The organism is Streptomyces sp. NPDC002787 (assembly GCF_053592095.1).
Genome location: NZ_JBSFVC010000023.1, coordinates 1 through 18113 on the forward strand (window position 1 = coordinate 1; position 18113 = coordinate 18113).

19 protein-coding genes are annotated in these 18113 nt (G+C 69.1%); all 19 read left to right on the forward strand.

Annotation, left to right across the window (positions count from 1 at the left end):
• Positions 1 to 141 precede the first annotated feature (141 nt).
• Positions 142 to 849, forward strand: a complete 708-nt coding sequence (locus ACWD26_RS29100) for a hypothetical protein (RefSeq protein ID WP_451274910.1) — start codon at positions 142 to 144, stop codon at positions 847 to 849.
• Between the two features lie 173 nt (positions 850 to 1022).
• Positions 1023 to 2327 carry a DNA cytosine methyltransferase gene (locus tag ACWD26_RS29105; RefSeq protein ID WP_451274911.1) on the forward strand — a complete coding sequence of 435 codons (1305 nt, stop codon included), beginning with the start codon at positions 1023 to 1025 and terminating at the stop codon, positions 2325 to 2327.
• Positions 2328 to 2487: 160 nt separating this feature from the next.
• Positions 2488 to 2724 carry a hypothetical protein gene (locus ACWD26_RS29110; protein ID WP_451274912.1) on the forward strand — a complete coding sequence of 79 codons (237 nt, stop codon included), beginning with the start codon at positions 2488 to 2490 and terminating at the stop codon, positions 2722 to 2724.
• Between the two features lie 166 nt (positions 2725 to 2890).
• The gene (locus ACWD26_RS29115) at positions 2891 to 3835 is read left to right on the forward strand and encodes a deazapurine DNA modification protein DpdA family protein (RefSeq protein WP_451274913.1); all 945 of its coding nucleotides are present in this window, start codon (positions 2891 to 2893) and stop codon (positions 3833 to 3835) included.
• Between the two features lie 64 nt (positions 3836 to 3899).
• On the forward strand, positions 3900 to 4943 hold the full coding sequence (locus tag ACWD26_RS29120) for a phosphoadenosine phosphosulfate reductase domain-containing protein (RefSeq protein ID WP_451274914.1): 1044 nt from the start codon (positions 3900 to 3902) through the stop codon (positions 4941 to 4943).
• A gap of 304 nt (positions 4944 to 5247) precedes the next feature.
• Positions 5248 to 6852 carry a hypothetical protein gene (locus ACWD26_RS29125; RefSeq protein WP_451274915.1) on the forward strand — a complete coding sequence of 535 codons (1605 nt, stop codon included), beginning with the start codon at positions 5248 to 5250 and terminating at the stop codon, positions 6850 to 6852.
• A 630-nt stretch (positions 6853 to 7482) separates the two neighbouring features.
• Positions 7483 to 7977 (forward strand): hypothetical protein, encoded by a 495-nt coding sequence (locus ACWD26_RS29130; RefSeq protein ID WP_451274916.1) that lies wholly within the window; start codon positions 7483 to 7485, stop codon positions 7975 to 7977.
• An 83-nt stretch (positions 7978 to 8060) separates the two neighbouring features.
• Entirely contained in the window at positions 8061 to 8477 is a 417-nt protein-coding gene (locus ACWD26_RS29135; RefSeq protein ID WP_451274917.1) for a hypothetical protein, read from the forward strand.
• 502 nt (positions 8478 to 8979) lie between these two features.
• Positions 8980 to 9423, forward strand: a complete 444-nt coding sequence (locus ACWD26_RS29140) for a hypothetical protein (RefSeq protein ID WP_451274918.1) — start codon at positions 8980 to 8982, stop codon at positions 9421 to 9423.
• A 645-nt stretch (positions 9424 to 10068) separates the two neighbouring features.
• Entirely contained in the window at positions 10069 to 10221 is a 153-nt protein-coding gene (locus ACWD26_RS29145; RefSeq protein WP_451274919.1) for a hypothetical protein, read from the forward strand.
• 643 nt (positions 10222 to 10864) lie between these two features.
• Positions 10865 to 11464 carry a hypothetical protein gene (locus ACWD26_RS29150; RefSeq protein ID WP_451274920.1) on the forward strand — a complete coding sequence of 200 codons (600 nt, stop codon included), beginning with the start codon at positions 10865 to 10867 and terminating at the stop codon, positions 11462 to 11464.
• 115 nt (positions 11465 to 11579) lie between these two features.
• A complete protein-coding gene (locus ACWD26_RS29155; RefSeq protein ID WP_451274921.1) occupies positions 11580 to 11843 on the forward strand; it encodes a hypothetical protein in 264 nt (87 codons plus the stop codon).
• A gap of 291 nt (positions 11844 to 12134) precedes the next feature.
• A complete protein-coding gene (locus ACWD26_RS29160) occupies positions 12135 to 12695 on the forward strand; it encodes a hypothetical protein (RefSeq protein WP_451274922.1) in 561 nt (186 codons plus the stop codon).
• Positions 12696 to 12799: 104 nt separating this feature from the next.
• Positions 12800 to 12946, forward strand: coding sequence for a hypothetical protein (locus ACWD26_RS29165; protein WP_451274923.1), 147 nt, complete (start codon positions 12800 to 12802; stop codon positions 12944 to 12946).
• Positions 12947 to 13104: 158 nt separating this feature from the next.
• On the forward strand, positions 13105 to 13416 hold the full coding sequence (locus tag ACWD26_RS29170) for a hypothetical protein (RefSeq protein ID WP_451274924.1): 312 nt from the start codon (positions 13105 to 13107) through the stop codon (positions 13414 to 13416).
• 361 nt (positions 13417 to 13777) lie between these two features.
• Positions 13778 to 14542 (forward strand): hypothetical protein, encoded by a 765-nt coding sequence (locus ACWD26_RS29175; RefSeq protein WP_451274925.1) that lies wholly within the window; start codon positions 13778 to 13780, stop codon positions 14540 to 14542.
• A 301-nt stretch (positions 14543 to 14843) separates the two neighbouring features.
• A complete protein-coding gene (locus tag ACWD26_RS29180; RefSeq protein ID WP_451274926.1) occupies positions 14844 to 15740 on the forward strand; it encodes a hypothetical protein in 897 nt (298 codons plus the stop codon).
• Between the two features lie 88 nt (positions 15741 to 15828).
• Complete coding sequence (locus tag ACWD26_RS29185) at positions 15829 to 16254, forward strand: hypothetical protein (RefSeq protein ID WP_451274927.1); 426 nt, start codon at positions 15829 to 15831, stop codon at positions 16252 to 16254.
• A gap of 121 nt (positions 16255 to 16375) precedes the next feature.
• Positions 16376 to 18113 (forward strand): ParB/RepB/Spo0J family partition protein (locus tag ACWD26_RS29190; protein ID WP_451274928.1); only part of this gene is annotated, 1738 nt, incomplete at its 3' end.

The window sequence follows — 18113 nt, forward strand, 5'->3', positions numbered from 1 at the left end:
TCCAGGGGCCCCTCGGGTGTTTTCCCCCCCAACCGGCCCACCCGGGGCGCGGTTAACCCCCGCCCCCCCCCCCCCCCGGCCCCCCCCCCCGGGGCGCGGCGCACGGCCATCCCACCCAATATCTCTACATAGGGAGATGAGTTGATACTCGTTCAGCAGTACGTCGCCCTTGACCCCGACGCCGTCAAGGCCGTCACGCCCGCGCAACTGGAGACCTACCTGACGCGCAACGGATGGGTGCGGGCTGAGATCATCCCGCCCACTCTCCAGGTGTGGACCCGCCCGGAAGGCGAGCCGCTTCCCGACCACCTCCGCGCGCTTCCGGACCGCCGCGCACACACCATCTGGCCGGGCCACATCACCTCACCCACGCGCCAGCTGCGGGACTACGTCGGCCAGGTCGACGTCCTTCTACTGGCCCTGGGGTTGTTCGAGCGCCGCCTCGCTTCGGACGTCCTCGCGGACATCAACGACGTCGCCCCACGGGACTCAGCGGACGAGCTCGAAGGCCTCCGCGGCTGCATGCAGGACGGCTACACCCCCGAGGACGTGAACAGGGTTTTCATCCGTCTTGAGGATGCGACCGGGGTACGACTGACCTGCCTCTGGGACTACTACGACGCCTACGGATACGGCGGAAACTCGCAGTTCTACGTGGAGGGCGCGGACGGCCGTCTCTACGAGCTCGTAGGCGACCTGTGGGCGTGGCTCAACGGCGATCCCGCCGCTCCCGACACCCCGAAGTCGCCCGGTGTTCCCTTCAGTTGGTGCGGGCCGGTGGCGGATGTACCGGTACCCGCTGTGAGTGACGACTTCTACAACCTCGCGCAGGTGGACGACCAAGGTTGACGGCGCTCACCCTCAGAGACCGGCCCCGGAGCCGCCCGCACCCGGCGCGCGGCGGATCCAGGGCCGGGCTCACGCACTCCACGAAGCGTACGAAATCCGGTAAAGTTCTTCCTGTCGAAACGGGATGGCTGCCCGTTCGTCCCCACACGCACCCCTCTCTTTAGGAGCTGCCCATGGCCTTCTTTGTCGGTGGCGGAGACCACGCCGGATGGGTCACCTGGTCGGATCAGTTCGCTGGCGGTGGCGGCGCCGCCAGGGGCCTCGAACAGGTTCCGGGCACCATCGTGGTCCAAGCCGGAAACCATGCCCGACATGCCGTCGCCACCTACCGCGCCAACCACCCCACCGTCCGCGTCCAATGCGCCGACCTCTCCCAGGTCGTCCCCGCCGCCTGGCCCCGCACCCACGCCCTGTGGTCATCCCCCGAATGCACCTACCAGACGGTCGCGCAGGGCAAGCCCCGCGGACACGGTGAATTCGTCGACGGTCTCTTCTCCACCACCGGCGTCGACGAACTCGCGATCCGCTCCCGCGCCACCATGTACTGCGTCCCCCGGTTCGCCGAGCACCACCAGTACCTCGCGATCGTCGTGGAGAATGTCGCCGAAGCCCGCTGGTGGGGACCGAAACACCACCGGGGCGCCGCGTTCGACGCCTGGCTCGCCGGCCTGCGTGTCTGGGGCTACGAGCACCGCATCCTCTATCGCAACAGTGCCCACATGGCCGCGTACGGTCCGGCCGCCGCGTGCTCCCGTGACCGCATGTACGTCGTCCTCTGGCACAAATCCGTAGGCCGTACCCCCGACTTCGACAAGTGGACCCGCCCCTGGGTCCTTTGCCCCCGACACGGCCACGTCCAGGCCATCCAGTCGTGGAAGTACACCGATGTCTCCAGCCCGCACCGTCCGTGGGGCAAACACGGGCGGACCGCACAGTACGAGTGGCGCTGCCCGGACCGGCACTGTGCCACCACCATGCTGCTGCCGACCGCGATGCGCGGAGCGAGGGAGGCCATCGACTGGTCACGGCCGGGCCAGCTTGTCGGCGACCGGTACACCGGGCCACGCTCTGCCAAAACCCGGCGGAAGATCGAGGACGGTCTTCTCCGCTACGGGACCGCACCGTTCGTCGTGGAGATGCGTGGCGGCGGATCCATGCACCGCGCGGTCTCCTCCCCGTTGTCGACCATCACCGCCGGCGGGAACCATCACCTGCTCGTCCACGGCGACGCCTCCGACATCCGCGACCGGTACACGAGGCTCATCGATGTCCACGAGCGGAAGGTCGCCATGGCCTTCCCCAAGGACTACGAACTGATCGCCACCGAAGAGCGGAAGTCGGACCAGGAAAAGCAGCTTCGCTCGCTCGTCGGCATGGCCGTCACGCCGAACGTGTCCCGCGACCTCGGCTGCATGATCACCGAGTTCATCACCGGCGAGCCCATCGAGCCGATGGCCCCGCTGACCCTCGCCGCATGACCCCGAGCCTGCTCGCTTCGGCAGCGTGTCCACCGCACGGCCGAACCGAGCAGGCGCGCCGTTTCCCAGATAGAGGCAAAGGCGGTAAAATTCTTTCTGTCGAAACGGGGTGGCTCCCCGGACTGGCTCCACACGCACCCCCGACCGGAAGGAAGGCGCCGTGACCCTTCTCCAGCTCACCGCTGCCCTCGCCCTGGGCTATGCCCTTGGCCGCGTCCGTCCCTGGCTCCAGCTCGGCGAATGGGCAGAGGAACAGGTCCGTCTCCACCCCGGACGGTGGATCGGAAGCCGCTGGCGCGAGGCAGTTCTCTTCGCCGCACTCGCGGCCACCCAGCCCATCCCTGCCTTTGACGCCCTGCGCAGGGCCCGCCGCACCAGGCGCGAGCGCACTTCCTGACCAGTTCACGGCGCCGCGACGCAGGTCAGCCGCCTGATCGGTCCCCGGCGCATCACCGCGGTGCTAGCCGCCTCGTGCCCACTCTTCGGCCCACTTCCCATGCCCGACCCGGGCCCGTACGGCAAACCGCCGTACGGGCCCGCGCTGTTGAAGGAGGACTCCTACCGTGCCGCGCGCACGAGCCGTGCCTGACCCGTCCGCCGCAGTGCTCTTCGACCTCCCCGACCGGAGTGCCGGCCACGCAGGAGCCGCATCCCGCCGACCGGCCCGCACTGCCCCCCGTAACCCCGGCCGCCCCCATCTCGACGACTACGACGACATCGAACGCGATAGCTATCTGGGCACGCACCACCCCTCATGGCTTGCCCGGCCCGAATTCGGTGGTTCCCGCTGCATTCCCCTGTGCATCTCCCACCGCCGCCTGGCCGGACGTCGCACCCTGCCCCGAGCCGTCACGCACTGGCTGCTGGACTCCGGCGCCTACTCCGAGTTGTACCTCCGGGGGGAATGGACCGTATCCACTGCGGACTACGCCGCCGCGGTCCGCCGCTATGACGAGGAGATCGGGCTACTCGAACATGCCAGCATCCAGGATTGGATGTGCGAGCCGCACATCCTGGCCAGGACCGGGGGCACCGTCTACGACCACCAGGCCCGCACCGTCGCCAGCTACCTCAACCTGATGTGGCGGGACGACACCCTCCCGTGGATGCCTGTCCTCCAAGGTTGGTCGCTGTCCGAATACCTGCGGCACGTCGAGATGTACGCCGCGATGGGCATCGACCTCACAGTGGAGCCCCGCGTCGGGCTCGGTTCGATCTGCCGACGCCAGAGCACCCGTGAAGCCGTCCGCATCGTCGAGACGCTGCACGGCCTCGGAATCCGGCTCCACGGATTTGGTTTCAAGGTCACCGGCCTGCGCTCTGCGCACCACCTCCTGTACTCGTCGGACTCACTGGCGTGGTCGTTCAGCGCCCGCCACGACGACCCCATGCCCGGGTGCAGCCACAAGGCCTGTTCCAACTGCCCCATCTACGCCCTGGCGTGGCGCAACCGGATGCTGCGCTCCCTGCCCTCATGGCACCAGATCAGCCTCCACACCCCTTCGTAGCCCTGGCCCGGGGTGGCTCCCCGGGCCAGCACTCACACGCACACCACCCCGTGAAAGGAACCGCTTGCCCCTCGTCACACCCACGGCCGGCCCGGCCGACACCCAGCAACTCACCCTGTTCTGCGACGACGACCCCACGCCCCCCAAGCGCCCGCGCCGCATCCACCCTTCCGTCCCGGACGAACCGACCACCACCGACCCCACAGGCCTGATCACCGAAGCCGACTGGGTTCTTCTGAATTCGAGCGGCGGTAAGGACTCGCAGGCCATGAAGTCTCATGTGGTCGGTCTCGCGGCAACAACCGGACAGCTGCACAAGGTCGTCGTGGTCCACGCCGATCTCTCGGACATCGAGTGGGAGGGCACCGCGAGCCTGGCCCGCCAGCAGTCCTCCATGCTGGACGTCCCCCGCTTCGAAGTGGTCCGGGCCCAGGGCGATCTGCTGTCCCGCGTCGCCGCCCGGTACGTCAAGCTCAAGGAGAAGGCCCTGGCGGAGGGAAAGCCCGTCGCACCCGCCTGGCCGTCATCCTCTGCCAGATGGTGTACATCTGATCTGAAAAGAGGACCGATCCGTACGCTGATGACCCGGCTGACGGACGAACGCCAAGACCTGCGGCGTCCCGTGCGGATCCTCAACTGTCTCGGACAGAGGGCCGCCGAGAGCCCTCACCGGCGAAAGCTCGCACCAGTCGAGATCGACCGCGCCGCGAGCAACGGGAAACGCCACATCACCACATGGAGGCCGATCCACCACTGGAGCGAGGCCGCCGTGTGGGCGGAAATCGCCCGATCGGGATGCCCGTATCACGAAGCGTACGACTGGGGCATGAGTCGCTTGTCATGCTCATTCTGTGTCTTGGGGTGCGAGGCCGACGTCGTCCTGGCCGCCCGCCTCCGCCCGGACAAGGCCGCCGAATACGCCGCCATGGAGATCACGGTAGAACGCGACTTCAAGAACGGCTTGTCGATGCGCGAGATCATCGCCCGCGCCGCCGCCCTGGACGCGGAAAGCCGTTTGACCAGGCCGCCGCGCGGCACCGCCATGGCCCGCTTCGTTGGCAAGGCGGTCACCCGCGAATACCTGGAACGGCTGGACCTGGCAGCCTGAACCGCCCTGGTGCCCGCCCCTGTCGGTGGGGGCGGGCACCAGGGCGGCCACGGGAGGCGGCTTAAGGTGGCCGGCCGTCACCCGGCCCTCCCGCCGTGCGAATGACCGCCTGAAGAGCGCGGCAGCGGCGAGAGACCCGTGCCTTGACCGGCCGTTCGCCGACTGCCATCCGGGGGGCGTTCGTGCAGTTCACACGCCGTCTCCCGCTTTACCATGGGGGTTTATATGGGTAAAGTTCTTCTTGTCGGAACGGGGTGGCGCCCCGCTCTGGCCCCACACCACACCACCATCTGGGAGGCCTGGCATGACCGTTCCCTTCACCACCCCCCGACAGGGCGAGTTCTTCACGATGAGCAACGCGGCTGAGGCTGCCCTGGTGGCCCAGCGGCCGACGCCCGTCGCGGAACCGACGCATGACGGCCGCACCGCTCGCGAGTGGGCTGAGATTGCCGAGGCGCACGCCGTGCGTGCTACGGAGGCGCACCAGGCCGCGCGGGAGGTCAAGCGCGCGCTTGACGCGCGGCTGTGCGCATGGCTGCCGATGTGCGACATTCCGGCCGACCACGCCCTGAGGGACCCTGAAAGCGAGCTCAGGTCACAACGCGCGCAGGCCGTCCCCGGGTGGGTCGACGAGGTGTACCCCCAAGTACGAGCAGCGTTCCGCCGGATTGGCCGACGCTCCTACGTCGCGCACACGTGTGACTGCCGCGCACGTTCGTACGACTACGGAAACGGGGACGCGCCGGACGTATCCCCCGAGCGTGCCGCACAGTGGGCCCGTCGCGCCCAGGTACTGGCCGACGCGTGCGAGATGGACGCGCGTGCCATGGCCGAGGCCGTCGCATGGCACGAGGCCGAGCAGGAGCGGGCCGACACGCTCAGGCGCGCAGAGTACGGCGTGGCGACCGCTGAAGAGGACTACCAGCGCGCACTGAAGCCGAACGGGTGGAAGGACGAGCACGGACGGAAGGTGGGGACCACGTCCGCACTGCGGACCCTGTACACGGCCCGTCAGGCACTTGCCGCGGTGAACGGCGAACCGTTCCTCGCGGTCCCGGACATGACCGACACGGGGACCGTTCGCGGGTGGCACGTGGTGGAGTGCTCCTCTCACGTCTACCTGGGCACCGTGGCCCGGATCGTGCACCGTACGCACACCGAGCAGAACGCGGAAACCGAGGCCTACCGGCGCAACCGTGAGAGGGAGTACAACCAGATCATGGCCCGTATGCGGGCCGACATGGCAGCGATTGACGCCGTGTGGGCCGACGACGCGGGGCGCGGCACGGTCCCGGTGTCGTCGCGTCTCTGGCACGAGGCGACGAACGCCACGAAGGACGCCGACCGCGCGCTGCACCAGGCGAAGTGCGAGCGCGGAACGAGGGCGGCCGAGCGGTGCGCCCCTCTTGCCGAACGGGTGGCGGACGCGCGCCGGATCCTGGAGGGGTACGCGGCTCACCGCGCCGAGGCCGTGGCGCAGTACATCCGGCAGGAGGCCGCACGGCGCGAAGCGGCCCGCGCGACCCGTGCGGTACCGGACGCCAACGCGGCGGCGGACCGTGACCCGATGGGCCCGCTACCGGGAACGTGGAACGACGCTTTGCGGGATGTCGCCCGCGGGCAGGTGCACACCAAGGGCGGCGAGTGGCAGCGGGTCACGCGTGGGTGGCCGGGCAAGCACAAGTCGCAGCGTGCCCTGTCGGCACTGTTGGCGCTCGGTCTGATCATCGAAGCCGAGGACGTCACGAACTGCGGGACGGCAGCGGGTCACCTCGTACGGGCTGTCACGCTGTCTCGCGCGGGCGTGGCGCGGTTCGACCGCTTCGGCACCGAGATCTCCGAGCGGGCCCGCACCCTCGCTTTCAGTGCGGATAGCGCGGCGGCTTCGGAGGCCCCGGCGAGTTGCTGATGCGGTAGCAGGGTTCAGGCCCGCCAAGAACCCGGAGCCAGGACAGCCATGGTGCTACCGCGCGACCCGTGTGGTGGTGCATCGCGCCTTCGGCGCGATCTGTCGTGGGCGGGGCGGCGTGGTACCAGGGGCCTTCGCCGGCCCCTGGACCCCGCTCGCCCCGGCACTCGCCGACGCGATTCCGTTTCGTCGTGGCGGGCACCGTGCGCGTCGGCGAGCGCCGGGGTTGTGGATTCGGGTGCGGGTCCGGATGTGGAACCTCTCCGGGCCTCGTTGGTGTTCGGGTGCCGGCCGGTGGGTGGCGGGGGTGTGGGGGAGGAGGTGTGTGGTGGGCGTTCGGATGTTCAGCCCGCGTTGAGGAGGGGGAGCCAGGGCCGGGCCGGGGGAGGGGTGAGAGGCCGTCGCCGGGCCGCCGGACGGTGGGGGTGACCGGCTGAAAAGACGCAGCAGGGAAAGGGAAGAGGGGCGGACGCGTCGCCGTCCGGCCGTCCCACCCCGGGGGGTGTTGTCGCAGCTCAGAGGCGGTTTCCCACTTCGCCCTGAACGCTAATACTGGTAAAGTTCTTCTTGTCGGAACGGGGTGGCACCCCGGACCGGCCTCCCACCCACACCACCGCCCAGGAGGCCCTTATGACCGCCACGCGCCAGCCGCGCGCCGCCCGCTCGCGCAAGGCCGCAGCCGCCGCTCCCGCGCGGCCCGTGCCTTTCCGTGAGACTCCCGAGTACCGCTTCAAGTGCCAGGCGGAGGAGACGTGCCAGCAGCTGCGCGAGACGGCCGAGCACGTCGACTTCGAGCACAGGGAAGTCGGGCCTCACCGCATCTTCTGCGCCATCGCCAAGATGGCCGACGGGTCCGAGCGCATCCTTCAGGCGTTCGTCACCAACCCCCGGGGCGAGTTCATCGCGATCGTCGGCCCGCTCGACGTCGAGGGCGTGATGTGGCTGTCGCGGACCATGGCGAAGGCCGTCGAGCAGTCCCGTCACCGCACCCTGCTCGACGCCGTCGACGAGGCCCACGCGGAAGCCGTCGAACGGGGAGCGTGGACCGCCGACTCGTACGACGCGGTCCAGGCCGCCTACGCCGACAACCCGCGCACCCCGGCATGCGAGCACTGCGGCCGCTGAGCCGCCGCACCACCTACCCGCCGGACCGGGAGCGGCCTCCCGGTCCGGCGCCACACGCACACCAGCTTCGCGAGGAGGTTCGAATGCTCCCCAACTTCCACCCCCCGACGTCATTCCTTGGCGTCCCGGTGCCGGACGACATCGCACGGAAGTGGGACCGCTGGGAGGGAGCCGAATGGCGGCTCATGCGCCACCGATCCACCAACAACCCCTTTCCGCCCGACCAGCGGTACTCCGTCCTGCCGCCCAGCGGCATGTGCCCCGTACACCTCGACTTCTGGGTACGCGAGCAGACCCGTGACTTCGACCCAGTGTCGGGCAATCGGTGGCCAGGGCACCCCGGAAGCCCCTTCGACCCGATCGATCACAATCTGAACAGGGAGAGGGAGTGGCGCCGCTGTGAGTGGGACGAGAAGGCCTCGCAGAGGATGAGGCAGACGGAAGCCATCTGCCTGTCCGGCAACTCCCCGCAGTGCAGCGGCGAGCGCGTCACCCGATGACCCGACCCGCTCAACGGTCGTGAAGCAGGCCCGTGGCCAAAACCGCGGGCCGCTTCGCGGCCCGGCCGGATCCCGACTCCGCCGTGCCGCTTTCCTCGTGGTCGCCGCCGCGTGGGCGTACATGACCGACATTGCTGGGGCGGCGGCGACCTCGAGGACGCTCCGGCCGGCGCCGGGCTGGCAGGAGGCACCGGAGGAAGGCCCCCGCAGCTGGCCCGGGGACCCGGTCAGGGCCGTCCAACCAACTGCGACCAACCTCAACGACGCCTGACTGCCCCCGCTCGGCAACCGCAAGCCGCCACAGGTGGCCGACTGAAAAGCAGCAGCGGGGAGGGGCCCGGTGGTGCGTTCCGACGCACACCGACCGCCGCCCAGAGATCTGTTCGCCCAGCTCAGGGGCCATCCGCACTTTGATGCCAAATCAAAAGGGGGTAAAGTTCTTTATGTCGGAACGGGGTGGCTCTCCGGACCGGCTCCACACGCACCCCAGCGAAAGGACTCCATGCTTCCTCACGGACCCATCGAACGCGCCCACATCGTCATCAACAGCGGCGTGAGCCATCCGAGTTGGTGCCGCCGCCCCGTTCCGTCCGTAAAGGCGGGCCGCGCAGCGATGCGCGGACTCGGCACCATGACGCGCACCGCACGTCGGGCCGAGAGGCTCAACGCCGGGGAGATGGCCTTCACCGCGATTTCCGACGCGGTCGCGGACCTCTTCCATCTGGCCGATCAGTACGGCCTGCTCCCCGAACAGGTGCTCTGGCTCCACCACCGCACCCTGAGCACGGCCGAGAACCAGCTGGGCACGAACATGAGGATCCCGGTGGTCCGACTCGTCTTCACCCTCGGCAACCTGCTCCAACTCGCCGCCGCCTACGACTGGGCAGAGGAAGGCGTCGTCGACCAGGCGCGCATGCACTTCGACGCCGAGCTCAGCGAGCGGTAGCCGACGACCCGCCCCGGGGGCGGCCATACGGCCGCCCTCTCTGTCGCCAGACGCCAAGCGAAGGAGAACAGCATCACGTCGCAGCAGGTCACCGCCCACTTCTTCGGACAGATCACCTACCGGCCCGCCACCCACGACCACTACGGCAAGCCCTGGGCCGACCACGGCACGCCCGGCGCAATCATCGCCGAGTACATCGAAAGCGACCTTCCCGAAACGCTTCCCTACGCCGAGCCCGAACCCGGCGACTACATCCAGGACGTCACGGCGGCGACGGTCAGCGACGCTGCCCCTCTGCTCGACATCCTGCACCGCGCCGTCGCCTACACCGAATCGACCGACCCGGACACTGGAGAGCCGTTCATCGACGCGAAGATCGCCGACACCCTCATACGGGCGGTCGTCGCATGGGCCAAGGAGTGCTCGGAAGGACTCACCAGCCCAGCCGGGAACGAAGCGCCGCCTCCAGCCGCGCCGTCCTGCACGGCGGATGAGCCGGACCCACACCGGTGCCGGGCGTGCCCGAACGGCCAAGCTCAGCCGGGGAGCCGCATCTGCGAGGCGTGTGAGGCGTCCATCAGGGCAACCCGGCCGTTCGTCCTCTGGGGATGGAATCCCAAGGGCGGGTCGGTCACTCCGATACGGGTGACGGCCGGAAGCCTCGCGCACGCCCAGGAGGTGCAGCGTGAGTACGAGGGATACGGGTGGCTGTGCGAGGTCTACCCGACCGGCGACGACCCCGAAGGACTGCGCAGCCGGGTGTACAAGCAGTGGATGACCCCAGGCGCTGAAACCTGACCGGGCCCCAGCCGGGGCCGCCGTGACCCTACGGCGGCCCCGGCGCGGGGTGTGCATCGCACCGGTGGTGCGATCCGGCTGTGCGCCGCCGTCGTCGGGCCCGGGGGCCCTCCTTTTGGCGGCCCGCCGGTCGCTTCGCGCCCGGCGGGCTGCGGTCGCCGGGGGCTCCCTTGCGCCAGGCCCCGGCGGGCTCCTCCGGACGCCCGCCCGCCGGGGACGTGTGCCTGGTGGCCGGCCGCCGCGGCAGGCCGGGGCTTGACGGGCTGGGGCCGGCGCACGGGCGCGGGCCGTTTCGTGGCCGGTGCGGTGGCTGAGGTCCGTACGTGGCCCGGGAGTTCACCACCTGTCGAGTCACCTCTTAAGAGGTGAGTGGTGGGTAAGCGGCCACCCTGGGCGGTTTAGGCGACCGGCCGCCGCCCGGCCGTCCCGCCGTGCGGATGACCGCCCAAAAGGACGCAGCAACGGCCAGCGATGGGCGGGTTGACCGGCCGCCGTCCGGCCGCCCGTTTCCGGTGTTCCCGCAGCTCAGACGCCGTTCTCCGTTTTGCTGTGAACACCCAGACAGGTAAAGTTCTTCTTGTCGGAACGGGGTGGCGCCCCGCACCGAACACCACACGCACCCCACCGAGCGAGGAGATACGGCATGACCTGTGTCATCAGGCCGGAGGACTTCAACCCGTCGACGGCCGACCCCTTGCGCGGCCGGTGGTCCGGGGCCGAAGTCGGCACGATCGTGAAGGCGCTCGGTGAGCAGCCGGTCGCCATCGAGGTCCGTCGGTCGACCGGGTTCACGCTGGTCGGCGTCAATCTGATCGAGGTCGCCCACCGGGGATGGTCCCACGGCTCACCCCACGTGCTCATTCGCGGCGGGGGACTGCCGAAAGCGGGCGTCTGGTACGACCTGTACCAGTGCGGGGTGATCCTGCCCTTGCCGACGGGGGCCGCGCCGCAGCCTGGCGGCGACGCCAAATGGCGGGCTCTGAAGATCTTCAGCCAGGAGACCATGGCCGCGGTCGAGGCCGCGCGCGCCCACGAGCGAGGCCATGCCGCCGGACGCCAGTACGGGGCCTGGCGAGCGGCACCGATGTCCGGCTCCGGCCGGTACATGGTCCGCTATGAGCCGAACCGGAATCCCCCGGCGGACACCCTGGCAGGGACCAAGGTGTCCATCGAAGTCCGTGTCCGCGACGGCGCGGCCACGGTGTGGAACGTCCCGTACGACGAGGACCTCCGCTCCCTCTGAGGTCCTCCCGGGGGCGGCGGGAGCATCCGCCGCCCCCAGGCCCCGGCAGCAACGCAGTGCCACCGACCCCCCGCTCCGGCATCCGACAGTCCGCCCGGGGCGCGGTGGCCATCAGATGAAGGAGTGTGCCATTCCCCGCCTGACCCGCAGCCAGCGCGAGCAACTCGACGACATCGAGCACTTCGTGAGGAAGATAGTCGCGGAACTGACCAGCGAAACAACCGTCGTGACAATGCGCTCACATGGCACAACCACGGTCGAATACCTCAATGAGCACACCGGTCAATGGCTGGCCCCGATCCGGCCATCGTCCCTGGCCTACGCGAACCATGTCCTGCGCTGCGTCGAGTCGATGCGTGCAGGTGCTAAGCGGGTGTAGCGGTAAGCGCCGAGCCTGGCGTACGTCAACTCCCCCTGAATTCCCAATTCAGAGACCCGGCCCCGCCAGTTTCCCGCGTCGTACGGCCGGACGCCGGGTGTAACAGCGGCTACTGGCGGGCGGGTCGACCGGCCGCCGCCCGGACACCTCGCCAGGCGGATGGTCACGCAGATCAGAGGCTCAATCGCGCTTTGCGGAAAGGTCTTGAGGCGGTAAAGTTCTTGTTGTCGGAACGGGGTGGCGCCCCGCGCCGGCCACCACACGCACCCCACGCTCGAAGGGACCTCCCTCGTGTCTTTGCTCCCCTTGACCGCCCTGCCGTACATCCCGACCATGCTCGCTCCCGGCGACCGGCTGACGTACGCCGGTAAGACCTACGTTCGCAATGAGTCGGGAGTGTGGGAGTCCCCGGAACTTCCCGCCGTCACCGACGCCGAGGTGCGGGAGGTGTTCGTCGACCCGGAGCACCTGAACACGTTCGGTGTGCCGCTGCTGTGCCCCGCGCCCGTCACTGCGGGCAAGCCGCTGCCCGGCCGCCGGATCGCTGATGGGGAGAACCCGTTCGAGGACCGTCCGTACCTGATGGCCGGACAGATGGGCGGCGAGTTCATAGCGTTCGGCGGTGACGGCCCGTGGGGCATCGCTCAGCGGGCGTGCACGCCGAGCATGCCGGACGGCCCGGTGGTCTTCGACTACGAGATGACCGTGACCGACAGCGGCCGCGTCTGGTTCCGGGCGTTCGACATCCCGCTGGTGTACGTCCCGGCGGACCTGCCGGATGAGGACGAAGTGCCGCCGTTGGTCGAGGCCGCCGCGTTGCGTCTGGCCTTCACCCCCGCTCCCTGGTGCTAAGCCCGGGTTGACGGTGGGCCGGCCGGACTGTCTGACCGGCCCGCCGGGGCCGCCAGCTGCGCCCCCGGAGCGATGAGGCTGGGCGAGATGAAAGGAGAGGAAGCGTGGCGGAGGTGCGGCCCGTCTGGGTCAAGGCTGGGTGGTCTGTGGACATCCCGGACCATGATCCGACTCGGGTGCTCGCATGCGGGCACCGCGCGTCGTACGGCTGTGACTGCGACACGATCGAGGCGGAGGCCGAGGCGGGGTGACCGACCGTCATCCGGCCAGTCGTCTCTGGGCTTTCCAGCAGCTCAGAGACGGTTTCACGCTTCGCGTCCGTCGGTAATGCTGGTAAAGTTCTTGTTGTCGGTACGGGGTGGCACCCCGTACCGGCCGCCACAGGCACACAATCGGGAGGAGAACGGCAATGAATGACAGGGTGCGCATTGGCACGGTGCACGTGGACTCGGGGACCGTCATGGTCGGCGACCCCTGCTACACCGCGACTGGTGACGCGAGCCATCACATCAAGACGTGGTCCGAGTTCTGTGAGCGGTCGCCCTTCGGCCGGGAGCCGTACGACGTGACGCAGCCCGCCGGCCCTGGCCTCGGCCTGGTAATCCCCACCCTTTACGGGGACGGCTCGTACCCCGTGCACGGCGAGCTCGTGGGCGGACGTGTCGCCCGGGTGATCATCGACTTCGATCCCGCCTGCGATGAGGACGGCGATGGCGAGTGACCTGATCATCGGGCTCTCGGCTAACGGCCAGGGCTAGGCGGTCTACGTCGCCTCAGGGCGCCTTGCTGCCTGGCTGTCGGATCGACCACGTTTGACCTAGCCGAGCCCCCGCGGGTTGACGGGTGGAGATGGCCCGACTCGGCCGCTCCGCCCGTCTTCCGGCGTGCTGGCGAGGCAACTGCGGTGCGCAGCAGTCGGGTTGACCGGCAGCAGCCCGCCCTCCGGCCCGTCGGCTGTCTGCGCAGGTCAGGGGTCCTTTCGCGTTTTGTCGCGAGTGTGCGCATTGGTAAAGTTCTTCTTGTCGGAACGGGGTGGCAACCCGCACCGGCCACCACACGCACACCATCGAAAGGCACCGACTATGTCCCCTGTCGACGCGACGTTCTACCCCCTGATCATCACCGGCCGAGACCACTCGCTGTTCCGGCAGCCGCCAGAGGGTACCGACATGGGCGCGCTGCGCATCGTGCCCGCCACCGAGGTCCGGCCCGGTGACTGGGTGCTTGGAGCGTACGAAGGAGCCCTCAATCTCTCGCGGCTCCACACGGTCATGCAGAGCCGCGCGTGCTTCCCTGCGCTGCCTGCCGCCGTGAACGGCATGGTGGCACTGGACGGCGAATCCCTCGTGTGGGAGGCCACAGAACTCGTGCTGATCATCCCCCGCGAGTGGATCCCGGCAGACACGTACGGTGACCGCTCGACCGGATACCGGGCCGGTGACCGGGTGGAGCGCAGCATGATCTACGACCCCATCCACGACGACCACCGTGACAAGGTTGGCGTCTCACGCCCCCTCATCCAGCGCGGGACCGTCAAGGCGGTTGAAAACGGGGTGCCTATCGTCGAGTGGGACGGCCTCTGGGTCAACGGCCGCACGACCGAGACGGCCATGCGGCTCGCCGATCCCGCCCGCATCGAACAGGAGCGCCGTACCTACGGACTGGCCGTGGGCGACACTGTTGAAGGGGACTACGCAGCCAAGGGCGTCGTCCTGGAGCTGTGGCTGCACTGGTACGACGGCACCCCCATGGCCCGCGTCTACTGGCCCGGTTCCCCCTGGTCGAACTACTGCCGGTACGACCTCGCCGAAGCGCGCCGCTTCTCGCGCGCCATGCCCGCGGCCTGACGGCCCGACAACCGGCCCGGGCCCACAACTCCCACGCCCCGGGTTGACGGGCGCGGCCGGCCTGCCCAACCGGCCCCGCCCGGGCGCCGCGCCGGGCGCACGGACGCCAAAAGCGCAGCAGCAGCGGAGAGCGGTGGCCGGGTTGACCGGCCGCCGCCCGGCTACCCGCACATGGAGGTTTCCGCAGCTCAGAGGCTCTCTCACACTTTGAGTTAGGGATGGATAGCGGTAAAGTTCTTCTTGTCGGAACGGGGTGGCTCCCCGGACCGGCTCCCACACGCACACCACACCGGGAGGCCCTATGCCCGCGACCCTCGACCGCATCCTGTCCAAGCGCCCCACTGACTACTTCCTCGGCGCGTGTGACCCTTGCCGACTCCCCGTCCGCGCCACCCTCCCCGACACCCGTGACGACGTACGACACACCGCCTGCCCGCAGTGCGGAGCGAGGACACGCGTCTCTCGCGTCTACGCGACCACGGTCGACGCATCGTGTGACGCCGCCTGCATGGGTGCCGTCGGCCCGGCCTGCTCGTGCTCGTGCGGAGGGGCGAACCATGGCGGTTCCTGGGCCCCGGCCACCTACGAGAGCCACGCCACCGCAGACGACCTGGCTCGATACCGCGAGCGCCTCGACAAGCAGGAGCGCGAGAGGGCCCGCAAGGCCGAAGCCGAGCGGAGGAGGCGCCGGGCCGCGTTCGAGGCGTGGGCCGAGGACCACCGCGATGTGGTCGAGTTCCTGAAGTCGACGGACATCAACAACCAGTTCATCGACGACATGCGCCGGTACGTCGACCGCCTGGACGTGCTCACCGAACGCCAGGCCGCCGCCGTAGGCAAGTTCATCGAGAATGAGCGCCGCCGAGCCGCCGAGGAGGAGCGCCGCAAGGCGGAGGCCGAGAACGCCGGACCCGTCCCGGAGGGCAAGCAGACTCTCACTGGCGAAGTCGTCATGGCGGGGATCTACGACAACCACTTCGCCTACAACAAGTCCGACTACAAGATGCTCGTCCGGCTCGACAACGGCGCGAAGGTCTTCGGGACCATCCCCAGGGCACTCCAGACCCGTACCACCACCGAGGGAAACCTCTTCGGGCTACGCGGTGTCCGCGTCCGGTTCGACGCAACCGTGACCGCCAAAGCCGGGGACCCGACGTTCGGCTACTTCAAGCGCCCCACCAAGGCCACGTTCATCTGACCGCGCGCGGTCCAGACCGCACCGCCGAGCGGCGGCCGTCAGGCCGCCCCCGGCCGCCCCGCATGCCCACGCCCGCAGGAGGGACCCCGTGCTGACCGCCGCACGCCCAATCACGCGACAGCGGCTGATCGAGACCCAGCAACTCATCCCGGCCGCCGACGGCATCACGACCGACTTCGGGTTTACTCTCCCGGTCGCCTACTCCCTGGCCGTGTGGCAGGAAGCCATCCGCTGGCCTGTCACATGGGCAGCCCCGCCCGACCTGCCGCAACAGGAGTGGCGGCGCGAGTGGTACTTGCTGCTGTCTCTGTACGACGCCCTCCTGCGCTATCTGGAAGATGGGCGCAGTGCGCCAGCACGTCTTGACTTCGAGCACCGCCGGCTCCCAGGGGAACATGGCTTCGTCGACCCCCACCCCATTCACCTGGTCGCAGAGAAGGGCCCGGGTGACGACGGTCAACAGGTCATCACGATCATGCGGCCGGACCAGCACGTGCCCTGGCGACACCGCTAAGCCCCAGCTCAGACGCCCCGCACCGCTTTGCCGTGCAGGGTGAGACTGGTAAAGTTCTTCTTGTCGGAACGGGGTGGCTCCCCGAACCGGCCCACACGCACACCGACGAAAGGAATCGCACGTGACCGTGACGCAGAACGAGCAGACGGCCCAGGTCGCCAGCACCGAGGCGACCGAGGCATACTCCGCGCGCTTCGTGTGGATCGACCCTCTCCGCTTCCTCCCGGACGACGACACCCCTGTCCCCGACGGCGTCGACGAGAACGGGATCCACTTCCTCGTCATCGACCCGTACAACCACCGGAAGAAGCGCGACACCGGGGACACCACCGAGCCGAACCCGGACCTGATCGCCAGCGTGGACGCGGTGGGCGTACAGCAGGCGATCGTCCTGCGGCCCCAGGAAGGCCCCGAGGGCGTGCAGGGTGTCGTGATGGGGCAGCGCCGCATCAAGGCCGCCCGCCAGGCGGCCCTGGACGCCAAGGATGAGGGCCGTCCGTACAAGAAGGTCCCGGCGTTCATCCGCGAAGACCTCAAGGGAGCCGACGACGAGGCGATCGTCAGCTCCATGGTCGAGAACAACCACCGCACGCAGGCGAGCCACCAGGACGACGTGGAAGCCGCCCAGCAGCTCACTCTGCTGGTGGAGGCACAGCGGGTGCCCAAGGCCCGCAAGCGTCGCTTGGCCACCGCGATCGGCCGCACCGAGGAAGAGCTGGACGCGGCCCCCAAGGTCGCTCAGATCGCTCCCCAGACTCTCAAGGAGCTCGACGAGGACGAAGTCGACTTCGACTGGGTCCAACTCGCCGACTACAACGAGGTCAAGGACGTTGACGGCGCGCTCATGACCCTCTTGGAGGCCAAGGAGACCGACCAGCGCAGCGGTAACGCCAAGCGGGCGGCGTGGACGCAGGCCATGGCCGCGCTCCGAGCCGAGAAGGCCCGTGACGAGCGGATCGAGGCGACGCGGAAGGACCTGGCCGAGAAGAAGGTGACGGTCGTGCAGTGGCGGCGGAACTGGGGTTACACCCTGGGCCGTCCGCTGGACGAACTGGTCAGCGGCATCGGCCGCCCGCTCACCGAGCAGGGGCACATGGAGACCTGCGACGGCCACGCCGCAGCCATCGACCCTGAGGACGGTGATGTCCTCTACCTGTGCGTCGACTACAAGAAGTACGGCCACAAGCTGGTGGGAGGCGAGGCGGAGGGCGAGGACGGAGACACCGAGACCGAGGCCGCCGCCAAGCGTGAAGCCGAGCGGGAGGCGGAGCGCGAGGCGAAGCGGCGAGTGCGTCTGAACAACGCCGCATGGCGGACGGCCCGCCAGCCCCGCGAGGCGTTCATCACCGAGATGTGCAAGGAGAAGGGTGAAGCCCCCGCGCACATCAAGGACATGGTGCTCACCACGCTACTCAAGCGGGGCGTGGCGCGCGGGCCGCTGCTGACGCGGTTCCTCGGGACCGATTCGATCAGCACCAAGGAACCGGAACCGGACATCGTCGCACTCGTCAAGCGCACGGCGGCCCGGCGCTACTGGTGGGTGCTCTTCGCCCACGTCGCGGCGATGTTCGAGCACGAGCACATGAAGGACGACGCGTGGAGGGGCGTACCGCACTACCACTACGGCTACTCCAAGCCGGGGGCCATCGCCCTCCCCACCGCTGAGTGGCTGAGGTTCCTGAAGTCCCAGGGCTACAGCCTCTCCGAGGTCGAGCAGGAAACCCTCGACCAGGCCGACCAGGAGGCCGAGGAGCGAGCGAAGGCGGAAGCCGAGTACCAGCGTCGAAAGGCCGAAGAGGAGGCCGAGCGGCAGCGCCGCGCAGCAGCCGAGCCGGACGACGAGCCGGACGACGAGCCGG